Below are 25,072 nucleotides of genomic sequence, written 5' to 3' on the forward strand. Positions count from 1 at the left end.
CCGTTCCGGGGCATCTTCGGCGGCCGCCGCCGACTGCCGCCTCTCCCCGTCAGCGGGCGAGACTGGGTCCCCGCCGGTGGGTTGAAGCGCGCGCCGCCCGTGGCTTCGTGCATGAGCGACGAGGGGGTCCGTCTCCCCGTGAAAGCCGCCGAGAAGCGCGACGCCGGCCGCGGCGTGGCACGCCTCCCCGAGTCGGCCCGCCAGCAGTTGGGCGTCCTCTCGGGCGACACCGTCGTCGTCGAGGGGAGTCGGCAGGCCGTCGCGAAGGTCTGGCCCGGCGTCGACGAGGGGGTGGTCCGTATCGACGCCGACACCCGCGCGAACGCCGGCGTCACCGTCGGCGACGAGGTGTGGGTCCGGCGCGTCTCGGTCCGGGACGCCCGCCGCGTGACGCTCGACGTGAGCGAGGAACTGCCCGACGACGCAGACGACCTGCTGACGCGGGCACTGCTCGACCGGCCGCTCCGTGCCGGCGACCGGGTCCACGTCGAGACCGCGGACCTGCAGGCGACGGTCCGCTCGACCGACCCCGACGGCGTGGTGAAGGTAACCGAGCGCACCCATCTCGACGTGCGTGGGAACGACGCCGGGCAGACGCCCCAGGGCGGCACCACGACGAGCGAGCCGTCCGGCGGGGACGACTCGGCCGGCTCCCGGCCCCGGGCGGGCGGCGTCGCCTACGAGGACATCGGCGGTCTCGACGACGAACTCGACCTCGTGCGCGAGATGATCGAACTCCCGCTGACGGAGCCGGAGCTGTTCCGGCAGGTCGGCGTCGACCCGCCGAAGGGCGTCCTGCTGTACGGGCCCCCCGGCACGGGGAAGACGCTCATCGCGCGGGCCGTCGCCAACGAGGTCGACGCGCAGTTCCTCGTCATCAACGGCCCCGAGATCGTCTCGAAGTACAAGGGCGACAGCGAACAGCGGCTCCGCGAGGTGTTCGACGAGGCGACGGCGAACCAGCCGGCCATCGTGTTCATCGACGAACTCGACGCCATCGCGGGCGAGCGCGACGAGGACGCCGACATGGAGAACCGCCTCGTCGCGCAACTGCTCACCCTGCTTGACGGACTCGAGGACCGGGGACAGGTCATCGTCATCGGGGCGACGAACCGCGTCGACAGCGTCGACCCCGCGCTCCGTCGCGGCGGGCGCTTCGACCGCGAGATAGAGATAGGCGCGCCCGACGAGCGGGGTCGCCGCGAGATACTGGAGGTACAGACCCGCGGGATGCCGCTCGGCGAGGACGTGGACCTCGACCGACTGGCCGGGCGCACCCACGGGTTCGTCGGCGCGGACGTGAAGACGCTGACCCAGGAGGCGGCGATGGCGGCGCTCCGCGAGCGGGCGGACCGCGACCCGCTGGAAGTGCGGTGGGCGGACTTCGAGGCGGCGTTGGCGGCCGTCGACCCGAGCGCGATGCGCGAGTACGTCGCCGAGGCGCCGGCGGTCACGTTCGCGGACGTGGGCGGACTCTCGCGAGCCAAGGAGCAACTCCGCGAGACGGTCGAGTGGCCCCTGCTGTACGGCCCGCTGTTCGAGGCCGCAAAGACCGAGCCGCCGTCGGGCATCCTCCTGCACGGGCCCCCCGGCACGGGCAAGACCCTGCTGGCGCGGGCGCTGGCGGGCGAGACGGGCGTCAACTTCATCCACGTCGCCGGCCCGGAACTGCTGGACCGCTACGTCGGCGAGTCCGAGAAGTCGGTGCGTGAGGTGTTCGACCGGGCGCGACAGGCCGCGCCCGCCATCGTCTTCTTCGACGAGATAGACGCCATCGCCGCGAAACGGGGCGACGGCGAGGAGGTGACCGAACGGGTCGTCTCCCAACTGCTGACCGAGATGGACAACGCCGCCGACAATCCCAACGTGGTGGTGCTGGCCGCGACCAATCGAAAGGACGCACTCGACCCCGCTCTGCTCCGGCCGGGGCGGCTGGAGACCCACGTCGAGGTGCCCGACCCCGACGCCGAGGGGCGACGGGCCATCCTCCGGGTCCACACCGAGGGGAAGCCGCTGGGCGAGGACGTGGACCTGGAGGCGCTGGCCCACGAGACGGTGGGCTACTCGGGGGCCGACGTCGCGGCGCTGGTCCGGGCGGCGTCGATGCGGGCCATCCGCGACGTGGCGGAGGGTGTCAACCCCGACGAGGCCAACGAGCGGGCCGACGACGTGGTCGTGCGGGCGGCCCACTTCGAGACGGCGATGGCCGAGTTGGGCCGGGATTAGCTCTCCCCGCCGACCCGCGGGTCGAGCGAGGCGTACGCCACGTCCTGCAGGAGGTTACCGGCGATGCCGACGAGGACGACGACCATCGTCGCGCCGAGCACCACTGGCAGGTCGCGCGACTGGATGGCCTGGAGCGTGACGGTGCCGAGCCCCCGGATGTTGAACACCGCCTCGATGACGTAGATGTTCAACACCAGGACGGCGAGCATCTCGGTGAAGAACAGCGACACCATCGGGATGGCGGCGTTCCGGAGGACGTGGCCCGCGACCCGGAGGTTGCTCGACCCCTTCGCGCGAAGCAGTTTCACGAACTCCGAGCCGACGTACTCCAGCGACTGCGCGCGGGCGTAGCGGGCCTGCCCGGCCAGCAGACTCGTCGCCAGCACCAGCGCCGCCGGCACCATGTGCAGGAGCACGTACGGCGACAGCGGGTCGGTCCCGCCCGGCAACGGTTCGCCGCTGGACGCGAGGCCGGGCGCGCTCCCGATGACCGACAGTTCGTAGACGAGGAAGAAGAACGCTATCTGGCCGAACCAGAAGTTCGGGAAGCTCATCCCGACGTACGCGCTCGTCGCGGCGACGCGGTCCTTCCAGGAGCCGTGGTTGATGGCCGCGAACACGCCGACGCCGAGTCCGACCAGCACCGACAACACCATCGCGGGCACGACGTACAGCGCGGTGTACGGGAGTGCCGACCCCAGTATCCCGAGCACCGGCTGGTCCGACCGGAAGGAGGTGCCCCAGTCGAGCGTGGTCACGTCGACGAGCCACCGGAGGTATCGCTCGTGGAGCGGGTCGTCGAGGTTCCGCGCCTCGCGGTACGCCTCGACGGCCGCCTGCACCTGCGCCTCGTCGCCGCCGCTCTGTCGTGCGGCCTCCCATGCCACCGACGCCTCGCCGGGGTCCGGCGGCACCGCGACGAACAGAAACGCCACGGAGACGACGAGATACACCGCCACGACCGCGAACCCGACACGCCGGAGGAGGAACGCCGCACGGCTCACCGTCGCCACCCGCTCCGTTCCATGCCGCGAGTCGAGCGGTGGCGGGGGCTAAACGCTTACTAAAATCCTGATTTCACCGTGTGGTGGATTTTTGAGGGGTCGTCTCCCACCGACGGCCGATGCGGGAACGGGCGCGGCGTCGGCGGTGGTTCCGGTGAGCGACGGCACCGAGCGGGCCCGCTTCGAGCAGGTCGACTGGGACCGACAGGGGCGGCGAGGCGTCCCCCGCCCCTCCCGGTGGACGCTGGCGGGTCTCGGACTGTATCTCCTGCTCGCGGCGGCGTTCTGCTACGACTACGTCTTCGTCACGCAGGTCCGCCCGCTCGTCGGGACCTGGGACCCTCGGGCGCTGGAGTGGCTGTTCCTGCTCGGGAGCGTCACGCTCGTCGTCGGGGGTGTGTTCCCGATGCTGAAGCGGCCGGCCCGCACCCGCGAGCGGCTGGCCGAACTCGCGGAGAGCCGCGCGGCGGTGGTCGCCGTCGGCTACCTGACGCTGTTTTTCGGGCTCGGACTGGTGGGGCCGCTCGTCCACCCCAGCCCGGAGATAGACGTCCTGCTGGCGTTCAACCCGCCCGTCGGCTTCTCCGTCGACCAGTACACCGCCAGACAGTGCGTCGGCCCCGTCGTCGACGGGCGGTGTCAGGGGACGCTCGCGTACCCGCTGGGGACGAACGGCGACGGCAAGAGCGTGTTCTGGCTGTCGGTGTACGCGATGCGGGTCGCGCTCGTCGTCGCCGTCGTGACGACGGCCATCATCGTCCCCATCGCCACCGCCGTCGGCACCGTCGCCGGCTACGTCGGCGGGTGGGCCGACGACCTGCTGATGCGCTACGTCGAGATACAGCAGACGGTGCCCGCGTTCCTCGTGTACGTCATCCTCGCCTTCTACTTCCTGAAGACGCTGTATCTCATCGTCATCGTGTTCGGCCTGCTGGGGTGGGGCGGCGTCGCCCGCGTGGTCCGCGCGGAGACCATCCAGCGGAAGGAGGCGCCGTTCGTCACCGCCGCCCGCTCCGACGGTGCCTCGCATCTCCGCGTGCTCGTCCGCCACGTCGTCCCCAACGTCTCCAACAGCGTCGTCACCGCGGTCACCGTCCAGATTCCGACGCTCATCATCGCGGAGGCGTCGGTGTCGTTCCTGCAGTTGGGCGACGTGGACCGCTACTCGTTCGGGCGTATCATCGCGGACGCGTTCGGCCGCATCGGCTTCATGGAGACGTGGTGGACGTTCACCCTGCCTGCACTCTTGCTTGCCGGTGCGGTGCTGTCGTTCAACGTGCTGGGCGACGCGCTCCGGGACGTGCTCGACCCGCGTGGGTAGCGTCCACCGCTACTCGTCCCCCACGCGCGGGTCGAGATAGCCGTACGCGATGTCCTGTGCGAGGTTCGCGCCGATGCCGACCAGCCCGATGGCGGTCGTCGCACCCAGGAGCAGGGGCATGTCCTGGGCGCTGACCGCGACCACGACGAGGTAGCCGAGGCCGGGGATGTTGAACACCGTCTCGATGACGAGCGTGGCGACGACCATCACCGCCAGCAGTTCGGTGAACGCCACCGACACGAGGGGAACCGCGGCGTTGCGGAGCACGTGACGGCCCACCTTGAGCGGCCCGGCGCCCTTCGCGCGAAGCAGTTTCACGAACTCGGAGCCGGCGTACTCCAGCGACTGCGCGCGGGTGAACCGCAGTTGGCTGACGTAGATGCTGGTGGCGAGAATCGACGCCGGCAGGACGACCGTAGCGACGAGCGGTCCCAGCGGGGCGGCCGGGTTCGCCCCCTGGAACCCCGCGATAGCGACGTCCTGCATCCCCGACGGCTCCCGCACGAGCGTCCCCGTCGTGTAGTAGACGAGCAGTTCTCCCAGAAGGAAGTTCGGGAGGCTGAAGCCGACGTACGCGACGGCGACGGCCCCGCGTCCGAGCCACGAATCCGGTAGCAGGGCACGGTAGACGCCCGACAACAGGCCGAGAAGCGTCGCCAGTCCGACCGCCGGCAGGACGTACGCCGCGGTCCGCAGGCCGGCATCGCGGACCAGTTGGGTCACGGGCTCGCCGAACCGGAACGAGCGGCCCCAGTCGAGCGTCACCGTCGACACCACCCAGTCGACGTAGCGGACCGGAAGCGGCTTCCCGAGTCCCCGCCGGGCGCGGTAGTCGGCGATGACCTCAGTGACGTTGAGACTCGGGTTCCGCGAGGCGACGTACTCGAGGCGAGCGATGTTCGGGTCGGCCGACAGCGTCGTCATCAGGAACGTCACCGTCGCCAGCACGAGGACGGCCGCCGTCCCGAACAGCGCACGGCGCGTCAGCCACGCCGGGCTCACCACGACGGTCCACCCGCCGTCGTCCCACGCATGCGCCGGCATCCGGCGAGCGAGCGGATAACGGTTACTGAAACTCGGATTTCACCATGACGTGAATTTATACCGAGCGCCGGCAACCCGGCGTCTATGTGTCGGGGCGTGGCTCGACGCGTGGTGCCGGCGTGAGCGACGCGCCAGCCCGGTTCGAGACGGTGGAGTGGGAGTCACTCGGCGACGAGCGACGACTCGGCCGCGCCGGGCGGGCGTTCGTGGCCGCCCTCGCGGCGCTTGCGGTCGTGTTCGTCTACGACTTCGCGGTGCTGGGGGGGAAGAACGACGACCTGATAGCGTGGGGACTCGTCCACGACGGCGAGTTCCTGTTCGCCGTCAACTTCGACCCGACCGGCATGACGTGGCTCGTGGCGCTGTCGGTACTGCTTCTGGTGTTCACCGTCGTGGTGCCGCTGGCGACCAACCGGGCGCTCGCGGCCCGCTACTGGCGGCGACTCCGCGAGAATCGGCTGGCGACGCTGGCGCTGGGCTACCTCGTCGTCGGCACGCTCGCCGGCTTTCTCGCGCCCCTGCTGTTGGGCGGTCCGGAGATACACACCAAGTTCAGCTACCAGCCGCCGCTGTTCGGCACCGTCCCCCACCACTACCCGCTGTTGCGGTGTGCCGGCGCCGTCACCGACGGCATCTGTCACGGGAGCCTCTGGGCGCCGCTGGGCACCGACCAACTCGGCCGAGGCATGGGGGCCCGCGTCGTCGTCGCGCTCAAGGTGTCGATGACCGTCGGGCTCGTCACGTCGATGCTCATCGTCCCGCTGGCGACGGCCGTCGGCACCGCCGCCGGCTACATCGGCGGCCGCGTCGACGACCTGCTGATGCGCTACGTCGACATCCAGCAGACCATCCCGGCCATCCTCATCTACCTCGTGCTCGTACTCCCGTTCGGCCGGTCGCTGTTCCTCATTGTCGTGGTGTTCGGCCTGCTGTCGTGGGGCGGCGTCGCCCGCGTCGTCCGTGGCGAGGTGCTCCAGCGGAGCGAGGCGACGTACGTGACCGCCGCGAAAAGCTACGGCGCGTCCGACTGGTGGATCGTGCGCCGGCACGTCCTGCCGAACACGTCGAACGCGGTGTTCACCGCCCTGTCGTTACAGATTCCCGTCCTCATCCTGGCGGAGGCGGCGCTCGCGTATCTCCAGTTGGGCGAGCGCTACTCCGAGTCGTTTGGCAACCTCATCGCGCTGGGGATGCGCTCGGTCAGCCAGAGCTTCAACTTCCCCGGCGCGTGGTGGATAGCCGCCGTTCCGGCCGTCTTCCTGGCCGCGACGGTGCTGTCGTTCAACGTCCTGGGGGACGCGCTCCGCGACGTCCTCGACCCGAGAGGTAACTCATGAGTCTGCTCGAAGTCCGCAACCTGAAGACGCAGTTCGACACCGACGAAGGAACCGTCCGCGCCGTCGACGGCGTCTCGTTCGACGTCGACCGGGGCGAAGTCGTCTGTCTCGTCGGGGAGAGCGGCTCCGGCAAGACCGTCGCCTGTGAGTCGCTGACGAAGCTCTCCGTCCCGCCCGGCCGCATCGCCGGCGGCTCCGTGCTGTTCGACGGCGCCGACCTGACGGAACTATCGGCCTCGCGGCTCCGCGACGTGCGGGGCGGCCGCATCGCCCACGTGTTCCAGAACCCGCAGGGGTCGCTCGACCCGGTCTACACGGTCGGCGAGCAGATAATCGAAGCGATACGGCTCCACCGCGACGACTCGAAGGCCGAGGCCCGCGAGCGGGCCATCGACCTGCTCGACCGCGTCGGCATCCCCGAACCCGGCACGCGGGTCGACGACTACCCCCACGAGTTCTCCGGCGGGATGCGCCAGCGAGCGGTCATCGCCATGGCGCTGGCGCCGGACCCGGACCTGCTGGTCGCCGACGAGCCGACGACGGCGCTCGACGTCACCATCCAAGCGAGCGTCCTCAGGCTGTTGCGCGAACTGGTGGAGGAGTTCGACCTCGGGGTCCTGTTCGTCACTCACGACCTGGGCGTCGTCGCCGAAATCGCCGACCGCGTGGTGGTCATGTACGCCGGGAAGGTGATGGAGCGGGGTGGCGTCCACGCAGTGTTCGACGACCCTGCCCACCCGTACACCCGTGCCCTGCTTCGCTGTCTCCCCGGCCGCGGGGAGGCGATGGAGACCATCGGCGGGACGCTCCCGCCCGCGACGGACCCACCCGACGGCTGTCGGTTCCACGAGCGGTGTCCCCACGCGGTCGGGGACTGCCGGACCGGCGAACAACCCGCGTTCCACCCCGTCGACAACGGTCACGAGGCGTCGTGCGTCTACTACGGCGACGAGTACGACGAGGGCGAACTGGACGCACCAGCGGAGGTCGCGGAGGGACGAAGCGATGACTGAGTCGCCGCTCTTGTCGGTGCGTGACCTGGAGAAGCACTACCCCGTGCGCGGCGGCCTGCTCGGCCGACAAGTCGGCGCGGTGCGGGCCGTCGACGGCATCGACCTCGAGTTGCATCCGGGCGAGACGGTCGGACTCGTCGGCGAGTCCGGATGCGGAAAGTCGACCGCGGCGGAGGCCATCCTCCACCTGGACGAGCCGACCGGCGGCGAGGTACGGTTCGACGACGAGCGCGTCGGCGAGCACGACGACGACGCGCGCAAGCAGTTCCGGCGCCGCGCGTCGATGGTGTTTCAGGACCCCGACGGCGCGTTCGACCCCCGGATGACCGTCGGCGAGGCAATCGCCGAACCGCTCCGCATCCACGGGATGCGTGACGCCGACCGGCGCCGGGAGATCGTCGCGGACCTCGTCGAGCGGGTCGGCCTCTCGCCGTCCGACACCGACCGCTACCCCCACGAGTTCTCCGGCGGGCAGAAACAGCGGCTGGCGCTGGCCCGCGCGCTGGTGACGAACCCCGACCTGCTGGTCGCAGACGAACCCGTCAGCGCGCTCGACGTGTCGATACAGGCCGAGATTCTCGGTCTCGTGGACGACCTGCAGGCGGAGTTCGACCTCTCCGTCCTGTTCATCAGCCACGACATGGGCGTCGTCAGGCAGGTGTGTGACCGCGTCGCGGTGATGTACCTCGGCGAAATCGTCGAGGTCGCGCCCACCGAGGAACTGTTCGCGGAGCCACAGCACCCGTACACGCGGGCGCTTCTGTCGTCGGTGCCGACGCCGGACCCCGACCGGCGCGGCGAAGGGGTCGAACTCGGTGGCGACGTGCCCGACCCGCAGGACCCGCCAGACGGCTGTCGGTTCCACACGCGCTGTCCCGAGGTCATCGCCCCCGACCGGCTCGACCTCCCCCAGGAGACGTTCCGCGCGGTCACCGACCTCCGGGTCGCGCTCCGCGAGGGGACGCTCGACCGCGAGGGGCTCCGGACGGAGTGTGTCGCGGAGGGACAGGCGGACGACGCGAGCGCGGTCGACCCACAGCAGGTGGCCGCGATGGCCCGCGAGGAGTACGACGTGCCCGCGGACCTCTCGGACGAGACCGCAGAGCAGGCGCTCGCGGAGGGGCTGGCGGCCTTTGCCGACGGCGACGACGAGCGGGCCCGCGACCTGCTCGCGGAGACGTTCGCCTCGCCCTGCGAGGAACGGACGCCCGAACTACAGGAGACCGGAGCGGGGCATCCGGCGGCCTGTCACCTCCACGACTAATCCCAGAACGCCTTCGTCCGTGCGTACTCCCGCTCTCTCGCGAGCAGGTCCCGGTAGAAGTCGTCCTCGTCCTCGCGGAGGTTGTTGATGACGCGGGCGGCGTTGTGCGGCCCGACGCCGCGGGCCGCGAGCGCCCGCACCGCCTGCTTGCCGTGGGCCTGCACCAGCGAGGCCGCCCGGTAGGCCCGGCGTGTCATCTTCTCCTGTTCGTCGTCCTTGTCGCCGGAGGTGACCGCCCGCACCACCTCGTCGGCGTACGGACTGATGGCCGCTACCCGCGTCGAATCACAGAGCGGGCACGACGGTTGGTCGTCGATGCGCCGCACCTCTTTCGTGCGGTCCCAGTCGCGGCAGTGGAGACAGAACAGCCGCATCTCGTCGGTCTCGATGCGCTCGCGGACCGTCTCGATGACGGACGCGTCCGCGTTCTCCGGTGCGAGCAGTTCCTGGCCCGACGAGCGCCCGCCCGTCCCGACCGGCGTGCGCTCGCCGACCTGCTCGACTGCGAGGTCCCGGCGGCGGATACGGCGGAGCACGTCCGCCGCGCCCTCCACGTCGAGGTCCTCGCGGAGCAACTCGCGGAGCGCCTCGTCGTAGACGGGTGTATCACGGAGCGCCTCTAGCAGGCGGTCGCGGCCGAACCCGCGGCCCTTCTTCCAGTTCTTCAGGGTGCCGAACTTCGCGGCGACCTGCGCGAGTTTGAACTTCAGGGCGTCGGCGTTCTTCAGTGACAGCTCGATGAGCCCCTCGACGTGGTCGGGGTCCGTCTCGAACAGCAACTCCACCACGTCGCCCATGTGGGTGCCCGACGGCACCTCCAGTTCGACCCGGTAGGGGTCGACCTCCATCCCGACCGAGGAGCCGGTCCGCTGGCCGACGAGTGCGGACAGCAGGCGGCCCAGCGTCTCGTTGGTCTTGTGGCCGAACGCGCAGTTTAGCACCACCTGCCGGGCGTACCCCTCGACCAGTATCGTGTCGTCGGTCGGCATCGGCGCCTCGTGGCGCTCGATGGGGTCGAGCGCCTCGCTGGCGGTGTGGGCGTCCGTCGGGTGGTCGGCCGCGAGGCCGCCGGCCACCGTGTCGCGACTCGCCCCCGAATCGAAGGCCTCGCGCGTCTCCCCGCGGAGGCGGCCGACCCGCTGGGCTACCGCGTACGGCACCGGTATCTCGGCGCCGACCCACGACGGCACTTCTCCGGCGGGGTCCTCGACGGGGGTGACCTTCACCTCCTCCTCGTCCTCCTCGACCTCGGTGATGCGCCACATCTCGCCGCCCTGGACGAACACCTCGCCGGGCGACGCGAAGTTGACGACGAACCGCTCGGCGAGCGTGCCGACGGTGCGTCCGGAGGCCATGTCGACGACCCGGAAGTTCGCCTCGTCCGGTATCATCGAGAGGTTGCGGTAGAAGTACTGCCAGGTTCCCCGCGACTTCTCGATGCGGTCCGCCTCCTCGTCGAGCCAGACGACGTGGTTCTCCGAGAGTTCCCGGACCACCGACTTGAACGTCTCCTCGTCGAGGCCCCGGAACGGGTACGCGCGGCGGAGTATCTCGAAACAGCCGCGCGCGGACACCTCCCCGAACCCCATCAGCACGCCGGCTATCTGGTTGGCCACCACGTCGAGCGACCCCTCGTGGATGTTCGCGTCCTCCACCTCGCCCTCGCTGGCCATCCGCGCGATGGCCAGGGCCTCGAACGTGTCGTCCGGTCGCGTCGTCAGCACGGTCCCCCGCGACACTTCGCCCGACTGGTGGCCGGCGCGACCCACCCGCTGGAGCAACCGCCGCACCTCGCGGGGCGACTGATACTGTATCACGTGGTCGATGCGCCCCACGTCGATGCCGAGTTCCATCGAGGAGGTACACATGAGCGCGTCGAGTTCGCCCGCCTTGAAGCGGTCCTCCACGTCGATGCGGGCCTCCTTCGACAGCGAGCCGTGGTGGATGCCGATGTCGGTGCCGTACTCCTTCAGCCGGGAGCCGAGCCCCTCCGCCGTCTGGCGGGTGTTGACGAACACGAGCGTCGACTCGTTGGCGGCGACGAGTTCGTCGATGCGGCGGACCCGCGCGGCAACCTCCACGTCCGTCACGAGTTCGGACGCGAGCCGTTCGTCGCCTTCCCGGACCTCGGGCCGTTCGACGCGTACGTCGATGTCGCTACCGGCGTCGACCTCCACGATGGCACAGCCCCGGTCGCCGGTGAGAAAGCGACCCACTTCGGCGGGGTCGCCGACGGTCGCGGAGAGACCGACCCGCTGGAACGCGCCGGCGTGCTCCCGCAGGTGTTCGAGCCCCACCGTCAGCTGTGCGCCCCGCTTCGAGGCGGCGAGTTCGTGCACCTCGTCGACGACGACGTGCTCCACGTCGGCGAGCGCGGCCCGGAGTTTCTCGCCGGTGAACATCGCCTGGAGCGTCTCGGGCGTCGTCACGAGCACGTCCGGCGGGTCGTCAGCCTGTTGTTGGCGCTGGTAGTCGGTGGTGTCGCCGTGGCGCACGTCCACCTCGACGCCGAGCGTCTCGCCCCACCACTCCAGTCGCTCGCGCATGTCACGATTGAGCGCCCGGAGCGGCGTCACGTACAGCGCCTGCACGCCGTGGGTCGGCGCCCGTTCCGCGATAGCGGAGAACACCGGCAACATCGCCGTCTCCGTCTTTCCCGTGCCCGTGGGCGCGACGACGAGCGCGTGCTCGCCGCCGGCGAGCGGCGGGATGGCCCGGCGCTGTGGCTCCGTGGGCCGGTCGAACCCCCGCTCGGAGAGCGCCTCGCGCACCGGTTCCGAGAGGTGCGCGAACGCGTCCATCCCCTGCGTGTCGGTCACGGCCCCGCTTCGGTCCCCGGGCGATTAAGCCGCTCGGTGACGGTCGGCACAACCCATTTCTCGCCCGCTCCCGGAGGGGACGTATGGACTACCGCCGCATCTACTGGGCGCTGTTCGTCGGCATCGGCCTCCTGTTCGGCATCCGGTATCTCCCCGTGGTGCTGGCGGGTGGCCGTGGCCTGGGTGAACTCGCCGCCGTCGCCGGAGCGGTCGTCCTCGCCGCCGCCGGCCTGTTCGGCCTCGCTCGCCCCGAGCGGGCCGGCGGCCCCGAGGAGCCGAATCTGCTGTTCGCCATCGTCCTGTTCGCGTTCCTGCTCGAACTCGCCGCGGCGGTGCTCGGCCTCTAAACGCGGCGGTAGTCGCCGAGTCGCGTCCCGTCGAGCAGGTACGCCTCGCCCCCGCTCAGTCCCGCGGGCAGGAACGGCGAGAGGAACCCGTCGGACTCGTTGACCCAGGTGCCGCCCACGCGGTCGTTGAACGCCGGGAACACGACGAGGCCGCAGTCCACATCCAGGTCGTCGAACCGGTCGGCGAACGCTCCGGGGTTCAGTTGTCCCCTGAGCCACACCCGCTCGGCGCGGCCGCCGCCCACCTCGTCTTCCAGGCGGACCTGCGGATGCTCGTGGGCGACACACAGCGTCGACGCTTCGATGCAGTCCCGGGCGGGCCAGGTGTGGCCGTGCGCGAACCCGACGCTCCCGATGCGGACGCCCGGGCCGTCGGAGACGGTCACGTCCTCGTAGCCGAGCGCCGCGACCACCTCCCCGAGCGCGCCGTCGTGGTTCCCCTTGGCGACGGTGACCGGTGCCCGCTCGGTCAGTGCCTCGAACAGCGCGTCGAGCTCCGCGCGCTCCTCGTCACCCGGCTCGCCGATGGCGTTCGCCACGTCCCCGAGCAGGACCACCCGGTCGGGCCGCTCGCGGTCGACGAGCCGAACGAGTCGCTCCCGGCGCTCGTCGGCCGCCGAGCGGAGTTCGACGCCGTCACGCCGGAGCGCGACCTCGAGGCCGGCGTGGTAGTCGGCGGCGACGAGCGCCCGCTCCGTGCCGTAATCGACGGTCGCGGCCGGCTCGCCCGGGAGCGGCTGGACCATCAGATGGGCTTGAACACGTCGTCGTCGGGCTCGTAGCACTGCCCGCTCATCAGCGCGTCCTGGATGGCCTCCTCGACGGCCTCGGGCTCCGCGCCGGTCCGGTCGACGACCGCCTCCACGATGGCGTCGTGTTCGGCGCCGTCGCCGTCGTCCAGGTCCTCCATCGCGTCCATCACCGCCTCGTCGAGGTCGACGTCGCCCGCGTCTTCGTCTGCCGGCTCGGGTTCGGGTTCCGGCTCGGGTTCCTCGTCGGACGCGTCCTCTCGTTCGGGTTCTTCACCCGCGTCCTCTGCCGGTTCGGGCTCCGGCTCGGGTGCGTCCGCCTCGTCGGGCTCTTCGACCTCGTTGCCGGTCGAGAACCCGCCGAGTTCCTCCGCTTCGGCGCGCTCCTCCTCGCTCAGCACCTCGTCGTCGGGGTCGAACTCCTCGTCCGGCTCGAACTCGCCGATGTCGTCCCCGTCGTCGAGTTCCGTGGACGGTATCTCGTCTTCGACGCCGTCGTCCTCGCCACCCAGCTCCGTGTCGTCGTCCGGTTTCGGCACGGTCTCCGGCTCCGCGTCGACCGAGTCGGCGGCGTCTGCGGTCGCGGGCGTCCCGCCCGGTTCGACGGGCTCGTCAGCCGGCTCGCCCGTCGCTCCGTCGTCGGCCGCCGACGGCTCCGTCTCGTCGGCAGTCCCTGCCGGTTCGGCCTCCTCCGCGTCGAACTCGTCCGTTCCGGCGTCGGCCGTCGTCTCGCCGCTGTCGACACCGGCGTCCGTCTCGTCGGTCTCCCGTTCCACGTCCGCCGGCGCGTCGAGGTCGCGGTCCGCCAGCGCCCCGGCGTCGCCGTCGCCGTCGCTCGGTTCGATGTCGAGCGTTTCGACCTCGTCGCGGTCGCCGGCGACCGTCTCGAGAGCCTGCTCCGAGAGGTCACGGACGCCCCGGAGGTAGTCGGGCGTCGTCCCGTAGTGGTCGAGCGCGAGCGGGATGCCCTGCGCGAGCGCGGGGTCGACGCCGTCGGCTTCCAGCGCCTCGCGCAGGGCGTCGCCCGCCAGCCCCGACTCGATTGCGGCGGCCATCGTTCCCACCCGTTCGAGCGTGCGCTCGGCGGCCTGGACGACCCAGCGGTCGCGCGTCCCGGCGTCCACCTCGCTGATGGACTCCGGGCGGATGCTCGTGAACACCCGGTCGGAGTCGTCCGGCTGGAAGGTGCGGGCCTTCCCCGTCACCGCGATGAACGCGGGCGGGTCGGCCCGTTCGAGAAACGCCAGCGCGTCCGGCTGGTACTGGCCGGCGTACACGACGAACGCGCCGGTCGGGTCGACGACGCGACCCCGGAGCATCTCCTCGTTCACCTGTTCGACCTCGGTGAGGACCCCGACGACGAACAGGCGGTTGACGCGCGCGCCGGTCGGCGTGACGACGTAGTTGGGCGCCCGCTCCTCGTCGCTCTCCGAGAAGGAGAAGTCGGCGTCGTCGAACTCCGCGGCGAACAGCCGGTGGGCCACCTCGCGGCGACCCGGCCCGTCGGCGCTCATGCGCGCACCTCCGCCAGCAGGTCACGCGCACGCTCGGCGGGGTCGTCGTCGGTCGCGTCGAACTCGCTGGCGTCGAGGTTCGCGCCGTACTCGTCGACGGACAACTGCCCGCGGACGCGGTACTCGCGGCCGACTATCTTCTCGGCTATCTCGTCGGCGACGACGCCCTTGTCCATCTCGTCGCGGGCGTGGTCGAGCGCGTCGCTCAGGTCGCCGCCGTACACCTCCGCGGTCAACTCGTCGTCGAGGACGACTGTGACGGTGTCGGTGCCGTCGTCGAGGATGGCCTTCACCCGCAGGTCGTCCTCGCCGTCGACGTCGCCGTGTGAGCGACACTGGCCGTTCTGGACGACGCGACCGCACTCCGGACATCGCTCGATGAGACCGCTCCCGTCGCGCACCTCGATGAGGTTGCCGACGACAGCCACGTCGAACGCGCCGCCGGAGGTGACCGCCTCGCGGACGGTCATCTCGGGAGCACCGTCGGCGACCTCGACGGCTTCGCCCAGCGCGATGACCGACGAGAACTCGGAGACGTTCACCGAGGGGACGCCGCGGAACTCCCGGACGTACACGTCCTCGATGCGGACGGAGGCTCCCTCCTCGATTTCGTCGTGCGGGTCCCAGTCCGTAAACGGAAGGCGGCCGGACTCGTCGCCGAGCACGCCCGACAGGATTTCAGTCTCGCCGTCGCGACCGTCGATGGTCTTGCGTTCGCACTCGAGCACGCGGACGACGACGTTTCGGCCGCGGTCGCCGGGTGCGAGCGTCTGCAACTCCCGGTCGCCGCCCACGTCATACGGGACGTCGAGCGTCTCGTCCTCGAACACGAGGGTCGTCGACTCCCCGAGGTTGAGTTCGGGGTTTCCTTCCCACTCCCGGACGCCGGCGTTGCCGGCCGTGACGGTGTCGCCCGGCGAGAGGTCGAAATCCTGCCACGCCGTGTACGAGATGTGGCCGCTCTCGTCGGCGAGTTCGCCCTCGAAGATGACCTGGTCCTCGCCCTGGTAGCGGATGGACCGCTGGCCGACGGTGAGCACGCGGGCCGTGACGGTGACGTTCGAGTCGTCGGGCGTCACGTCCGCGACATCCTTCGAGGTCGGTTCGCTACCGCCGCCCGAGGAGGCGCCGTCGCCGTACTTCCGGCGCAGGGACTGCTTCGCTTCGTCCATCGGGACGGAGTAGCTGACGAGCTTCTCCAGGTCGTCCATGACCTCCTCTTTATCAACACCGAGGTCGGAGGCGAGCTCCTCGGCTTCTGCTTCCAGACTCATCGGGGAGGCGTTCGCCCCGCCCGGTAAAAGGGTTTGTCGCCCGGCGTCAGCGAACCAGTCCGCGTGCGACCGCGTCGAGCAACAGGTCCCGGACGGCGGGGTAGTCGTCGCCCACCTCCTCGCGGTGGAGCGTGACGAACGTCGCCGCGCGGACCGCGCCTGCCACTACGTCGGGGTCCGCGTCCGGGAGCCGTCCCGCCGCCTGCCAGCGCTCGACGAACGGGCGAACGAGGGCGAGGTCCGCCTGTCGAGCCTCCGTCAGGTTCGAGTCGTCCACCGCGTCCCGAAGCCGGTCGTACTCGTCGCCGACGAGCAGTTGCCGCGTCAGCGGGTTCGTCTCTATCTCGTCGCAGACCCGGCCGAGGAACGCCCGGAGGCCGGCCTCGGGGTCGTCCCACGACAGCGGCGGGAGCACCTCCGCGGCGACACGTTCGCCCTCGCGTTCGAGGACGGCGACGTACAGCGCCTCCTTCGAGTCGAAGAACCGGTAGAACGTCCCGGTGGCGATGCCGGCGTCGTCGGTCAACTCCGCGACGGTCGTCTTCGAGAGCCCGTATCTGGTGAACCGCTCGCGCCCGGCCGCGAGAAGGTCGCGCTCGATGCGCTCCCGTTCGGCGTCGCTGAACGTCATCGCACGTCGGCCCGGCGGAACCAGAGTACGCTCGCCGCGACCAGCGCGGCCGTCGCCAGCAGCAGGATGCCCGCCCCCACGATGTCGTACTCCGAGTGGACGAGCACCGCGGTCGGGTCGTAGTAGTGGGTCGGCGACAGGAGCGCGAGTTCGTCGAACTCGGTGGAGGCGGCGACCGTCTCCACGAGGAACAGCGCGAACACCGCGCCGAGACCACCCCGCTCCGCGAGGTCCGCGCGCTGGAACACGACCGACAGCAGTAGCCCGATAGCCGCACAGGCGAGCAGATACGGCACCGACAGCAGGTGGACCATGGCCAGGTTCGCCACGTCGATGGTCTCGCCGACCGCGAGGATGCCGCCGTAGACGGCGAGGAACGCGACGGTGTTGACGACGACGACGGGCACGAGCAGGCTGGCGAACGTCTGGAGCACGACGTCGGTGCGGGACAGCGGCGTCGCAAGCAAGGTGTCCATCCGCCCCCGCTCGATGTCGCGGGCGATGAGCCCGCCCGCGCGGTACGCGAAGTAGAGACCCAGCAACAGCACCCAGCCGAACACGTACAACTCGGCGGCGAGGAACCCGCCCATCGTCGTGAACGCCTCGATGCCGAACGCCTGCTGGAAGGCGGGCGGGAGGCTGTCGACGTACGCCTGCAGGTCCGCCCCCGACGCCTTCACCGACGGGAAGAACGCGACCATCATCAGGCCGAGGAGGCTGATGCCGACCGACAGCGCCAGCGACCCCTTGAGCCGCCCCTTCGACTCGTAGCCGGCGAGCGCGAACCGGCGGGCGGTACTCACGCGACCACCTCCTCGACCCGGCCAGTGTCGTCCTCGCCGTAGAACCGCATGAACACCTCTTCGAGCGGCGCCTCCTCGATTTCGAGGTCGACGACGTGGTAGCCGTCGAGCGCGTCGACCAGGTCGTCGTAGCCGCCCGTGAGCGTGAAGGTCGTCGTCGTGTCGACCGAGAGGTCGTGGACGCCCTCGAAGGCGAAGTCGTCGGGGTCGACCTCGCCCTTCACGCGGAGGCTGACGTGCTTGCCAGCGCGGTCCAGCAGGTCCGAAACCGACTCGACGGTGACGAACCGGCCGTCCCTGACGATGCCGACGCGTTCGCAGACGCGGCGCACCTCCCCGAGGATGTGCGAGGAGATGAACAGCGTCACGCCCCGCTCACGCTCGGCGTCGAGGAAGTCGTAGAACCGCTCCTGCATCAGCGGGTCCAGCCCCGACGTGGGCTCGTCCATCAACACGAGGTCCGGTTCGTGCATGAACGCGAGGACGATGGCGAGTTTCTGCCGGTTCCCCCGCGAGTAGTCACCGACTGCGCGGTCGAGCGGCGCGTCGAACAGCGCCGCGAGGTCGTCGCTTCGCCGGTCGCCCTTCAGGCCGGCGTGCAGGCGGATGAGCTCCCGGCCGGTCGCGGACTCGTCGAGCCCCGGCTCGGCGGGAAGGTAGCCGATGCGTTTTCGGGCCGCTCGGAGCGCCGCGGCGTCGCGCACGTCGGCACCGAGCACCGACGCGGTGCCGTCGGTCGGCGCGATGAACCCGAGCAGGGTTCGGATAGTGGTCGTCTTGCCTGCGCCGTTGGGGCCGAGATAGCCGAACGCCTCACCCTCCTCGACGCTGAACGTGAGGTCCTCGACGCCTCGCACGTCGCCGTAGTACTTCGTCAGGCCGGTCGCTTGGATTGCTGGCATGCACTGTTCACTACTCGTACTACGGTTCGTGAACGCTTGAACGTATCGTTCATGCGTTCCGGCTTCTGGAGAACACCACCGGAAGGGGTAAGCGGGCCGCGCCGCACCCGCCGGTATGCACGTCCGGGCGAACGCCGCCGTCTCCGCGGACGGCAAACTGTCGACGCGCCGGCGCGAACGACTAACCATCTCGGGCGAGGAGGACTTCGCGCGCGTCTATCGGATGCGCGCCGAATCCGACGCAGTGGTCGTCGGCGTCGGGACGGTGCTTGCCGACGACCCATCGCTGTTGTCACACGACGAGACGCACCGCGCGTCGGTCGGCAAGGAGGGTCACCCCGCGCGGGTGGTCGCGGACTCCCGGGCACGGACCCCGCTCGACGCGGACATCCTCGCGGGCGCGGCGACGACGTACCTGCTGGTCAGCGACGCCGCGTCCGCCGACCGCGTCGACGCGCTCCGCGACGCTGGCGCCAAGGTCGTCCGGGCAGGGGACGAGCGCGTCGACCTCGCGGCCGCCTTCGAGCGCCTCGATGAGCGCGGTGTCTCCGAGTTGATGGTCGAGGGTGGCGGCGAACTCATCTTCTCGCTGTTCGACGCCGGACTGGTCGACGAACTCACGACGTTCGTCGGCGGGATGGTGGTCGGCGGCCGGGACGCGCCGACGCTCGCGGACGGGGAGGGGTTCGTCGACGAGTTCCCGGCACTCTCGCTTCGTGGGGTCGAGGAACTGGACGACGGCGTGGTGCTGACGTGGAGTGTCGAGGGCTGACAGGCGGCGCGAGCGTGGCCGAGCGACCGCAGGGTGCCGCGTGGCCGTACGTGACGACTAGCCGCGGGGCGGTGCGCCGCACTCCCGCCGTGTTCGCCCCGCGCTGACAGTCAGGTCACGGGGCGGTTGCTCGCGGGATGGTACAAAAGGATACGCCGGGGTCGCTCAGTGCTGGTGGCCGGTCAGTTCGGCGTAACTCGCGCCGAACCGCTTCTCGAACAGGTCCATCGTCAACTGCTCGACGGACTCGAGGTCGTCGGTGTCGCCTTCGGAGTGGTGGACTGCGGCGTGGATGCGCTGGGCACAGCCGAACATCGCCAGGTCGCCGACCACTTCGGCGGCCGACTCCTCGCCCTCGCGGAGCATCTCGACCAGTTCTGTCGGGAGCGTGACCGTGTCTTCGCCGTCCTCGCCGTCGATGTGGAGTTCGACCGTTTCGGGCATACGCCGCAGGAGGAGAGCGCGGGGGATATGTCTGTGGGTTCCGTGTCCCCGTGTCGTCAGGTCGTCGGTCGTCGTCGATTGTCACGACGCCGACCCTGTCAGTCGTCCGCGGCGGCTTCGGCCTCTGCCTGCTGGTCGCGCTCCAGGTCCTCGAGGTACTCGTCGGCGTCGATGGCGGCCTTCGACCCCATACCGGCGGCGGTGACGGCCTGCTGGTAGTGGAAGTCGACCACGTCGCCCGCGCCGAACAGGCCGGGTACGCCGGTCTTCGTCTGACCGGCCCCGCGGCCGGCCTCGGTGACGAGGTAGCCGTCGTCGGTCATCTCGACGCCCATCCCCTCGAGGTAGTCCGTGTTCGGGGTGTGGCCGATGGCGATGAACACCGCGCCGACGTCCATCTCGTACTGTTCGGTCGCCGGGTCGTCGAGTTTCTCCGAGGGATACCCCTCGGGGTTCTCCGCGAGCGTCACCGTCCGCACGCCCTCGTCGGGCGTCCCTTCGATTTCGAGGAGTTCGGTGTTGCGGAGCAGTTCGATTTCGCCCTCCTCGACCTTCTCCATCGTGCGGTCGATCCAGTAGTCCTCCGCGCGGAACTCCTCTCGTCGGTGGACGACGTACACCTTCGAGGCGAACTTGGTCAGGAAGTTCGCCTCTTCCATGGCGGCGTCGCCACCGCCGACGACCAGCATCTCCTCGCCCCGGAAGAACGCCCCGTCACAGGTCGCACACGTCGAGACGCCGTAGCCCATCAGTTCGTCCTCGCCGGGGATGCCGAGCGTCCGGGCGGACGCGCCGGAAGCGGCGATGAACGCGTCGGCCGTGTAGACGGTGCCGTCGCGCAGTTCGACGCGGAACCGGCCGTCGCCTTTCCGCTCCAGGTCGACGACGACGCCGTGGTCGATTTCGGCGCCGAACTGCGTCGCCTGCTCCTTCATGTCGTTCACGAGGTCCGGCCCGGAGATGCCGTCCGGGAATCCCGGGTAGTTCGCCACGTCCGTCGTCAGCGTGAGTTGACCGCCGGGTTCGACCCCTTCCAGCACGAGGGGGTCGTTGTTCGAGCGGGCCGCGTAGATGGCCGCTGTCAGCCCGGCGATGCCCGACCCGGCCACGATGAGCCGGCGGTGTTCGGCGTCGTCCGTCATGTCTCGGGATACCCGTCGGTGGCGTAATTACCTTGCGCCCGATGCGCGACGCGTGCATCTCCGGGGTGGTACCACGTCTCAGGTGGTAACCGCCGCACGGAGGTTCCGGAGCATCGTCCGACCGTTCGCCCGATAGAAGTCGAGCAGGTCGTCGTCCGCCGAATCGAGCGCCGTCGCCAGCGCCCCGGCGGCGTCCTCGTGGACGCCCGCGCCGTGGCCCACCAGCACGCGCTCGGGGTCCAGGCCCGCGAGTGCCTCCGGTGGGAACGGCCGCCGGAGATACGAGACGCCCAGGTCCGTCTCGCCCGGCGCGAGGAAGTAGTCGGTCGCACCCACGGCCTCTGCGACGACCAGCGTCTCGCCGTCGAACAGCGCCCACTCCTTCCAGAGGGGATTGACAGTCACGGGCAGGAGGTCGTACGTCGTGGCCGGGAGCGCCCCGGAGAACCGCCGAACAGGGACGCCGAGGTCGACCCCCGTGAGGCCGGCCGGCAGATACACCGGCACGTCGTGGCGGGCGGCGATGCGTTCGGCGTGGCGCGTGTGATACTCGAGCAGGACGACGACGCCGGCCACCTCTCCGAACTCCGCCAGCAGGTCGTCGAGGCCGTCGGCGTCGACGGGGTCGACGACGAACACGCCCCCCTCCGTCGCCAGCGCGTGGGACGCCCGCCGCATCGTCTCCTCGGGGTGGGCGAGCCAGCCGACGCCTCCGTCGAAGCGGCCGATTTCGTGGACCGTGCCCGGCCCGGTCAGTTTCGACGGCACGGTCGGCCGGCGGGGAGGAACGCACATAAAACTGGGCGACGAAGACGGCCCATGCCCGCCGACCTCGCCGAGAAGACCGACCGCTACGAGCGACTGCTCGCGGAGGCACTCGACGCGGCGACGGTCGTCCCGCCCGAGGGGACGCCGTTGCACGACGGCGCCGCCGAGTGCGAGGAGATGGCTCGCTCGTATCTCGAGGACGGCCGCCACTTCCGCGAGAACGAGGACCTCGTGAACGCGCTGGCGGCGTTCTCCTACGGGCACGCCTGGCTCGATGCGGGCGCTCGACTGGGCCTGTTCGACGTCCCCGAGGAGGGACACCTGTTCACCGTCTGAGCGATACGCTCGAACCCGTGGAGGGCCGACGGCCGCCATCTGACGGAGTCGGTGTGCTTACATGAGAGGCGGGAGACAGTCGACCCGATGGAGGCGTCCCTCTGGTACGTGTTGACCGGGACGCGTGGCGGGACGAACCGCGTGCGCATCCTGAAGGCGCTCGACGAGCGCCCGCGAAACGCGAACCAGCTCGCGGAGGACCTCGACCTCGATTACAAGACCGTCCGTCACCATCTGGACGTTCTCGAGGAGAACAACATCGTCCGCGACAGCGGTGACGACTACGGCGCCATCTACCTGCCGACCGACGAGGCACGGGTCCACTGGGAGACGGTCGAGGAGATAATTGAACAGGTCTGAGCATGGTACGAACACCGACTATGGCTGAATTTGGGAAAGCGTATAACCGTTCGTGGGGGAGAGGGAGTAGATAGATGGCCCTGCTCGTGACGCTCGTTCGCGTGTTCATCGTGCTGAACCTCGTCCTGTTGACGGGGCTCGCATACGTGTGGGGCCGCAACTACGCACAGTTGAAGTCGAAACACTCGCTGGGTCTGCTGCTGTTCGCCGCGTTCCTGCTCGGCGAGAACCTGATGGCCGCCTACTTCTTCCTCGTCGACCCCACGCTCACCGCGTGGATAACGAACCCCGAGCAGGTTCCGCCCGTCGCACAGGGCGCGATGATGTCGCTTCGGGTGCTGGAGTTCGGCGGCCTCGCGTTCCTCACCTGGACGACCTGGGACTGACGCCCGGTCCGTTCTCCCCGTTCGCTCTACCGATAGCCACCGCGCCGTCGCCGCGTCGCCGCCCACCCGAACGGAATTTGGGTGAGAGGGGGGTAAGAGGGGGGACCCAGTTCGGCAAATCCCCTTTAGGAGAACGGACTTCCAACAGAGCATGCATCGAAGCATAGGTGCAATCTTCATGACCCTCGTGCTGGTCGCCCTCGGGGCGGCCGGTGCGGCAGCGGCCGTCCCCACCGACGGCACACAGGCACAGACCGCCGGAACGGTCCAGGCCGAGGGTCCGAGCGTAACGCTGAACAACCAGACGAGCGGCGGGACGACGGTTACCGTCGCGTCGGTGACGGTGCCCGACGGCGGGTTCGTCACTATCCACACCGCCGCGGTCACCGAGGGCGGCGCGAAAACGTTCTCCTCGGTCTCGGGTACTTCCGGCTATCTGTCGGCCGGCACCCACGAGAACGTCACGGTGACGCTCGACGAACCGGTCGACAACACCTCGACGCTCGTGGCGATGCCCCACAAGGACACGAACGGGGACCACACGTACTCGTTCGTCGCCTCGAACGGCGAGGCCGACGGCCCGTACACCTCGATGGGGAACATCGTCATCGACACTGCGACGGTCACCGTCTCCGCGTCGGTGACGTACGACCAGTCGCGGACGAACGGCTCCTCGATAACGGTCGAGCGGGTCGAACTGTCCGAGAACGGGTTCCTCGCCATCCACGACTCGAGTCTGCTCGACGGCGACACGTTCGCGTCCGTGCGTGGCGTCTCCGGACAGCTGTCGGCCGGCGTCCACGAGGACGTTAGCTTCCGGCTCGACGAGCCGCTCGAGAGCAACGACACGCTCATCGCGATGCCGCACAAGGACACCGACGACGACGGTGAGTACGACTTCGTCACCTCCGACGGTGCGGACGACGGCGTGTTCACCGACGCAGGTGGCAACATCGTGCTGATGCCCTCGCCGGTCGCGGTCACCGGCGACAACGCGGCGTCCGTGACGATGGCCAACCAGTCGTCCGGCGGTCACCTCGTCTACGTCGAGGAGGTGTACCTCCCGTCCGGCGGGTTCGTGACGGCCCACGACTCGAGTCTGCTCGACGGCGACACGTTCGCGTCCGTGCGCGGCACGTCCGCGTACCTGACGGCCGGCAACCACGAACACGTCCCCATCACGCTGGACGAGCCGCTCAACGAGAGCGACACGGTCATCGCGATGCCGCACAAGGACACCGACGACGACCGCGCGTACGACTTCGTCACCTCCGAGGGACAGGACGACGGTCCCTACACGGACGGGAACGGCAACATCGTGCTCGACCCCGGACAGGTGACGGTGAGCGCCGGCGTCCACGTCCACGGCCAGGGTTCGGCGGGTAACTCCGTCACCGTGGCGACAGCCGACCTCTCCCAGGACGGGTTCGTCACCATCCACGACGCGTCGCTGACGGCGGGCGCGACGTTCGACTCCGTGCGGGGGTCGACGTATCTCGAGGCGGGGCTCCACGAGGGCGTGACCGTCCCGCTCGACGACCCGCTCGTCACGTCACAGACGGTGTACGCGATGCCGCACAAGGACACCGACGGCGACGCCGAGTACGACTTCGTGACGAGCGGCGGGAGCACGGACGCTCCCTTCACCGCGAACGGCAACATCGTGTTCGAGGGCGCGTCGGTCAGCGTCCTCTCGCAGGTGACGTTCACCAACCAGAGCGTCGACGGCAACACGGTCACGGTCGACTCCGTCACCCTGCAGGACGGTGGGTTCGTCACCATCCACGGTCCCTCGCTGGCTGACGGCGAGGCGCTCGCGTCGGTGCTGGGCACCAGCGAGTACCTCGGTCCGGGCACCCACGAGAACGTCACGGTGACGCTCGACAGCGTGCCCACCACCGACGGGGCGATGTTCGCGATGCCCCACTACGACACGAACGACAACCAGCAGTACGACTTCGTGACGAGCGAAGGCGCGGCCGACGGCCCGTACACGGCCGGCGGCAACATCGTGTTCGAGCCCGCGACGGTCACCGTCCCCGGGCAGGCGTCGGTGACTCTGGAGTCGCAGGCGACGGCCGGCTCCTCGCTGACGGTCCAGAGTGTCAGCGTCTCGAAGGGCGGATTCGTGACCATCCACGACGCGAGTCTGCTCGACGGCGACACGTTCGAGTCCGTGCGCGGCACGAGCGCGTATCTCGAGGCCGGCGAGCACTCGGACGTCGAGGTCACGCTGGACGAGCCTGTCGAGGAGTCGGGCACGTTCATCGCGATGCCGCATCTCGACACGAACGGCAACGAGGAGTACGACTTCGTCTCCAGCGAGGGCACCGATGACGGTCCGTACACCACGTCGGGCGGTGACATCGTGCTCGACGACGCCGAGGTCACGCTGAGCATGGCCTCCGAGACGGACGACGGTCAGATGGCCGAGGGGTCGCCGACCGGAACCAGCCAGCCCGGGTTCGGCCTCGTGGTCGCCATGCTGGCGCTGGTCGCCGCGGCACTGCTCGCACTGCGGCGCGACTGACGCGACACGCCGCGGCCGGCGCGCCCGGCACGGCACACAACCTTTATTATCTTTCATTAATCGACAGCGGCCGTGCAGAGGTATGC

General features: G+C 69.9%; 23 protein-coding genes. 11 read left to right on the plus strand and 12 right to left on the minus strand.

Annotated features, from left to right (window positions below; translation table 11 throughout):
• The first annotated feature begins 111 nt into the window (after positions 1-111).
• Positions 112-2,226, plus strand: coding sequence for an AAA family ATPase (locus tag NL112_RS13260; protein ID WP_255149320.1), 2,115 nt, complete (start codon positions 112-114; stop codon positions 2,224-2,226).
• Here the strand turns inward: NL112_RS13260 and NL112_RS13265 are convergent.
• Positions 2,223-3,230, minus strand: coding sequence for an ABC transporter permease (locus NL112_RS13265; protein ID WP_255149321.1), 1,008 nt, complete (start codon positions 3,228-3,230; stop codon positions 2,223-2,225). The two genes, NL112_RS13260 and NL112_RS13265, sit on opposite strands and share 4 nt — an antisense overlap.
• Before the next feature lie 154 nt (positions 3,231-3,384).
• On the opposite strand from NL112_RS13265, the gene NL112_RS13270 reads away from it, so the two are divergent.
• Positions 3,385-4,551 (plus strand): ABC transporter permease, encoded by a 1,167-nt coding sequence (locus NL112_RS13270; RefSeq protein ID WP_255149322.1) that lies wholly within the window; start codon positions 3,385-3,387, stop codon positions 4,549-4,551.
• A gap of 9 nt (positions 4,552-4,560) precedes the next feature.
• On the opposite strand, the gene NL112_RS13275 is transcribed toward NL112_RS13270, so the two are convergent.
• A complete protein-coding gene (locus tag NL112_RS13275) occupies positions 4,561-5,595 on the minus strand; it encodes an ABC transporter permease (RefSeq protein ID WP_255149323.1) in 1,035 nt (344 codons plus the stop codon).
• A 119-nt stretch (positions 5,596-5,714) separates the two neighbouring features.
• Here NL112_RS13275 and NL112_RS13280 point away from each other — a divergent pair, with 119 nt between their 5' ends.
• Genes NL112_RS13280 through NL112_RS13290 form a run of 3 tightly spaced genes read left to right on the plus strand, consistent with a single transcriptional unit; the run spans position 5,715 to position 9,209 of the window.
• A complete protein-coding gene (locus NL112_RS13280) occupies positions 5,715-6,932 on the plus strand; it encodes an ABC transporter permease (protein ID WP_255149324.1) in 1,218 nt (405 codons plus the stop codon).
• Positions 6,929-7,945: an ABC transporter ATP-binding protein gene (locus NL112_RS13285; RefSeq protein ID WP_255149325.1), complete on the plus strand. Its 1,017-nt coding sequence runs from the start codon at positions 6,929-6,931 to the stop codon at positions 7,943-7,945. Before NL112_RS13280 ends, NL112_RS13285 begins: the two co-directional genes overlap by 4 nt.
• On the plus strand, positions 7,938-9,209 hold the full coding sequence (locus NL112_RS13290; protein WP_255149326.1) for an ABC transporter ATP-binding protein: 1,272 nt from the start codon (positions 7,938-7,940) through the stop codon (positions 9,207-9,209). The genes NL112_RS13285 and NL112_RS13290 overlap by 8 nt, the downstream gene beginning before the upstream one ends.
• Here NL112_RS13290 and NL112_RS13295 read toward each other — a convergent pair.
• Positions 9,206-12,028, minus strand: a complete 2,823-nt coding sequence (locus NL112_RS13295) for a DEAD/DEAH box helicase (protein WP_255149327.1) — start codon at positions 12,026-12,028, stop codon at positions 9,206-9,208. The two genes, NL112_RS13290 and NL112_RS13295, sit on opposite strands and share 4 nt — an antisense overlap.
• A gap of 83 nt (positions 12,029-12,111) precedes the next feature.
• Between NL112_RS13295 and NL112_RS13300 the strand changes: the two genes are divergently transcribed.
• Positions 12,112-12,375, plus strand: a complete 264-nt coding sequence (locus NL112_RS13300; RefSeq protein WP_255149328.1) for a hypothetical protein — start codon at positions 12,112-12,114, stop codon at positions 12,373-12,375.
• On the opposite strand, the gene NL112_RS13305 is transcribed toward NL112_RS13300, so the two are convergent.
• The 6 genes from NL112_RS13305 to NL112_RS13330 are packed head-to-tail and all read right to left on the minus strand — an operon-like array spanning position 12,372 to position 18,248.
• Positions 12,372-13,124 (minus strand): metallophosphoesterase, encoded by a 753-nt coding sequence (locus tag NL112_RS13305; RefSeq protein WP_255152606.1) that lies wholly within the window; start codon positions 13,122-13,124, stop codon positions 12,372-12,374. The two genes, NL112_RS13300 and NL112_RS13305, sit on opposite strands and share 4 nt — an antisense overlap.
• A complete protein-coding gene (locus tag NL112_RS13310) occupies positions 13,121-14,638 on the minus strand; it encodes a hypothetical protein (protein WP_255149329.1) in 1,518 nt (505 codons plus the stop codon). Before NL112_RS13310 ends, NL112_RS13305 begins: the two co-directional genes overlap by 4 nt.
• Positions 14,635-15,912, minus strand: a complete 1,278-nt coding sequence (locus NL112_RS13315; RefSeq protein ID WP_255149330.1) for a Single-stranded DNA binding protein — start codon at positions 15,910-15,912, stop codon at positions 14,635-14,637. Before NL112_RS13315 ends, NL112_RS13310 begins: the two co-directional genes overlap by 4 nt.
• 46 nt (positions 15,913-15,958) lie before the next feature.
• Positions 15,959-16,543 carry a TetR/AcrR family transcriptional regulator gene (locus NL112_RS13320; RefSeq protein WP_255149331.1) on the minus strand — a complete coding sequence of 195 codons (585 nt, stop codon included), beginning with the start codon at positions 16,541-16,543 and terminating at the stop codon, positions 15,959-15,961.
• Complete coding sequence (locus NL112_RS13325) at positions 16,540-17,346, minus strand: ABC transporter permease subunit (protein WP_255149332.1); 807 nt, start codon at positions 17,344-17,346, stop codon at positions 16,540-16,542. Before NL112_RS13325 ends, NL112_RS13320 begins: the two co-directional genes overlap by 4 nt.
• Complete coding sequence (locus NL112_RS13330; RefSeq protein ID WP_255149333.1) at positions 17,343-18,248, minus strand: ABC transporter ATP-binding protein; 906 nt, start codon at positions 18,246-18,248, stop codon at positions 17,343-17,345. The genes NL112_RS13325 and NL112_RS13330 overlap by 4 nt, the downstream gene beginning before the upstream one ends.
• A gap of 115 nt (positions 18,249-18,363) precedes the next feature.
• Between NL112_RS13330 and NL112_RS13335 the strand changes: the two genes are divergently transcribed.
• Positions 18,364-19,020 (plus strand): 2,5-diamino-6-(ribosylamino)-4(3H)-pyrimidinone 5'-phosphate reductase, encoded by a 657-nt coding sequence (locus tag NL112_RS13335; RefSeq protein ID WP_255149334.1) that lies wholly within the window; start codon positions 18,364-18,366, stop codon positions 19,018-19,020.
• A gap of 165 nt (positions 19,021-19,185) precedes the next feature.
• Here NL112_RS13335 and NL112_RS13340 read toward each other — a convergent pair whose 3' ends face one another.
• The 3 genes from NL112_RS13340 to NL112_RS13350 form a co-directional block, all read right to left on the minus strand.
• The gene (locus NL112_RS13340; protein ID WP_255149335.1) at positions 19,186-19,464 is read right to left on the minus strand and encodes a DUF7545 family protein; all 279 of its coding nucleotides are present in this window, start codon (positions 19,462-19,464) and stop codon (positions 19,186-19,188) included.
• Between the two features lie 98 nt (positions 19,465-19,562).
• Positions 19,563-20,606, minus strand: coding sequence for an NAD(P)/FAD-dependent oxidoreductase (locus NL112_RS13345; RefSeq protein WP_255149336.1), 1,044 nt, complete (start codon positions 20,604-20,606; stop codon positions 19,563-19,565).
• A gap of 78 nt (positions 20,607-20,684) precedes the next feature.
• Positions 20,685-21,374 carry a hypothetical protein gene (locus NL112_RS13350; protein ID WP_255149337.1) on the minus strand — a complete coding sequence of 230 codons (690 nt, stop codon included), beginning with the start codon at positions 21,372-21,374 and terminating at the stop codon, positions 20,685-20,687.
• A 51-nt stretch (positions 21,375-21,425) separates the two neighbouring features.
• Between NL112_RS13350 and NL112_RS13355 the strand changes: the two genes are divergently transcribed.
• The 4 genes from NL112_RS13355 to NL112_RS13370 all read left to right on the plus strand — a co-directional run bounded on the left by NL112_RS13355 (position 21,426) and on the right by NL112_RS13370 (position 24,986).
• Positions 21,426-21,710 carry a DUF357 domain-containing protein gene (locus NL112_RS13355; protein WP_255149338.1) on the plus strand — a complete coding sequence of 95 codons (285 nt, stop codon included), beginning with the start codon at positions 21,426-21,428 and terminating at the stop codon, positions 21,708-21,710.
• An 87-nt stretch (positions 21,711-21,797) separates the two neighbouring features.
• Positions 21,798-22,070: an ArsR/SmtB family transcription factor gene (locus tag NL112_RS13360; RefSeq protein WP_255149339.1), complete on the plus strand. Its 273-nt coding sequence runs from the start codon at positions 21,798-21,800 to the stop codon at positions 22,068-22,070.
• 74 nt (positions 22,071-22,144) lie between these two features.
• Positions 22,145-22,456 carry a DUF8036 family membrane protein gene (locus NL112_RS13365; RefSeq protein ID WP_255149340.1) on the plus strand — a complete coding sequence of 104 codons (312 nt, stop codon included), beginning with the start codon at positions 22,145-22,147 and terminating at the stop codon, positions 22,454-22,456.
• Positions 22,457-22,607: 151 nt separating this feature from the next.
• Complete coding sequence (locus NL112_RS13370; RefSeq protein ID WP_255149341.1) at positions 22,608-24,986, plus strand: DUF7282 domain-containing protein; 2,379 nt, start codon at positions 22,608-22,610, stop codon at positions 24,984-24,986.
• The last annotated feature ends 86 nt before the right edge of the window (positions 24,987-25,072 follow it).

The sequence above is a fragment of the Halorarius halobius genome, assembly GCF_024298865.1.
Lineage (GTDB): Archaea > Halobacteriota > Halobacteria > Halobacteriales > Haloarculaceae > Halorarius > Halorarius halobius.

Excerpts from the sequence above, each read along its gene's own strand:
- NL112_RS13310 (WP_255149329.1), bottom strand. The coding sequence starts at position 14,638 with ATGAGCGCCGACGGGCCGGGTCGCCGCGAGGTGGCCCACCGGCTGTTC.
- NL112_RS13290 (WP_255149326.1), top strand. The coding sequence starts at position 7,938 with ATGACTGAGTCGCCGCTCTTGTCGGTGCGTGACCTGGAGAAGCACTAC.
- NL112_RS13355 (WP_255149338.1), top strand. The coding sequence starts at position 21,426 with ATGCCCGCCGACCTCGCCGAGAAGACCGACCGCTACGAGCGACTGCTC.
- NL112_RS13275 (WP_255149323.1), bottom strand. The coding sequence starts at position 5,595 with ATGCCGGCGCATGCGTGGGACGACGGCGGGTGGACCGTCGTGGTGAGC.
- NL112_RS13360 (WP_255149339.1), top strand. The coding sequence starts at position 21,798 with ATGGAGGCGTCCCTCTGGTACGTGTTGACCGGGACGCGTGGCGGGACG.
- NL112_RS13320 (WP_255149331.1), bottom strand. The coding sequence starts at position 16,543 with ATGACGTTCAGCGACGCCGAACGGGAGCGCATCGAGCGCGACCTTCTC.
- NL112_RS13300 (WP_255149328.1), top strand. The coding sequence starts at position 12,112 with ATGGACTACCGCCGCATCTACTGGGCGCTGTTCGTCGGCATCGGCCTC.
- NL112_RS13365 (WP_255149340.1), top strand. The coding sequence starts at position 22,145 with ATGGCCCTGCTCGTGACGCTCGTTCGCGTGTTCATCGTGCTGAACCTC.
- NL112_RS13345 (WP_255149336.1), bottom strand. The coding sequence starts at position 20,606 with ATGACGGACGACGCCGAACACCGCCGGCTCATCGTGGCCGGGTCGGGC.
- NL112_RS13315 (WP_255149330.1), bottom strand. The coding sequence starts at position 15,912 with ATGAGTCTGGAAGCAGAAGCCGAGGAGCTCGCCTCCGACCTCGGTGTT.
- NL112_RS13330 (WP_255149333.1), bottom strand. The coding sequence starts at position 18,248 with ATGCCAGCAATCCAAGCGACCGGCCTGACGAAGTACTACGGCGACGTG.
- NL112_RS13370 (WP_255149341.1), top strand. The coding sequence starts at position 22,608 with ATGCATCGAAGCATAGGTGCAATCTTCATGACCCTCGTGCTGGTCGCC.
- NL112_RS13340 (WP_255149335.1), bottom strand. The coding sequence starts at position 19,464 with ATGCCCGAAACGGTCGAACTCCACATCGACGGCGAGGACGGCGAAGAC.
- NL112_RS13335 (WP_255149334.1), top strand. The coding sequence starts at position 18,364 with ATGCACGTCCGGGCGAACGCCGCCGTCTCCGCGGACGGCAAACTGTCG.
- NL112_RS13285 (WP_255149325.1), top strand. The coding sequence starts at position 6,929 with ATGAGTCTGCTCGAAGTCCGCAACCTGAAGACGCAGTTCGACACCGAC.
- NL112_RS13260 (WP_255149320.1), top strand. The coding sequence starts at position 112 with ATGAGCGACGAGGGGGTCCGTCTCCCCGTGAAAGCCGCCGAGAAGCGC.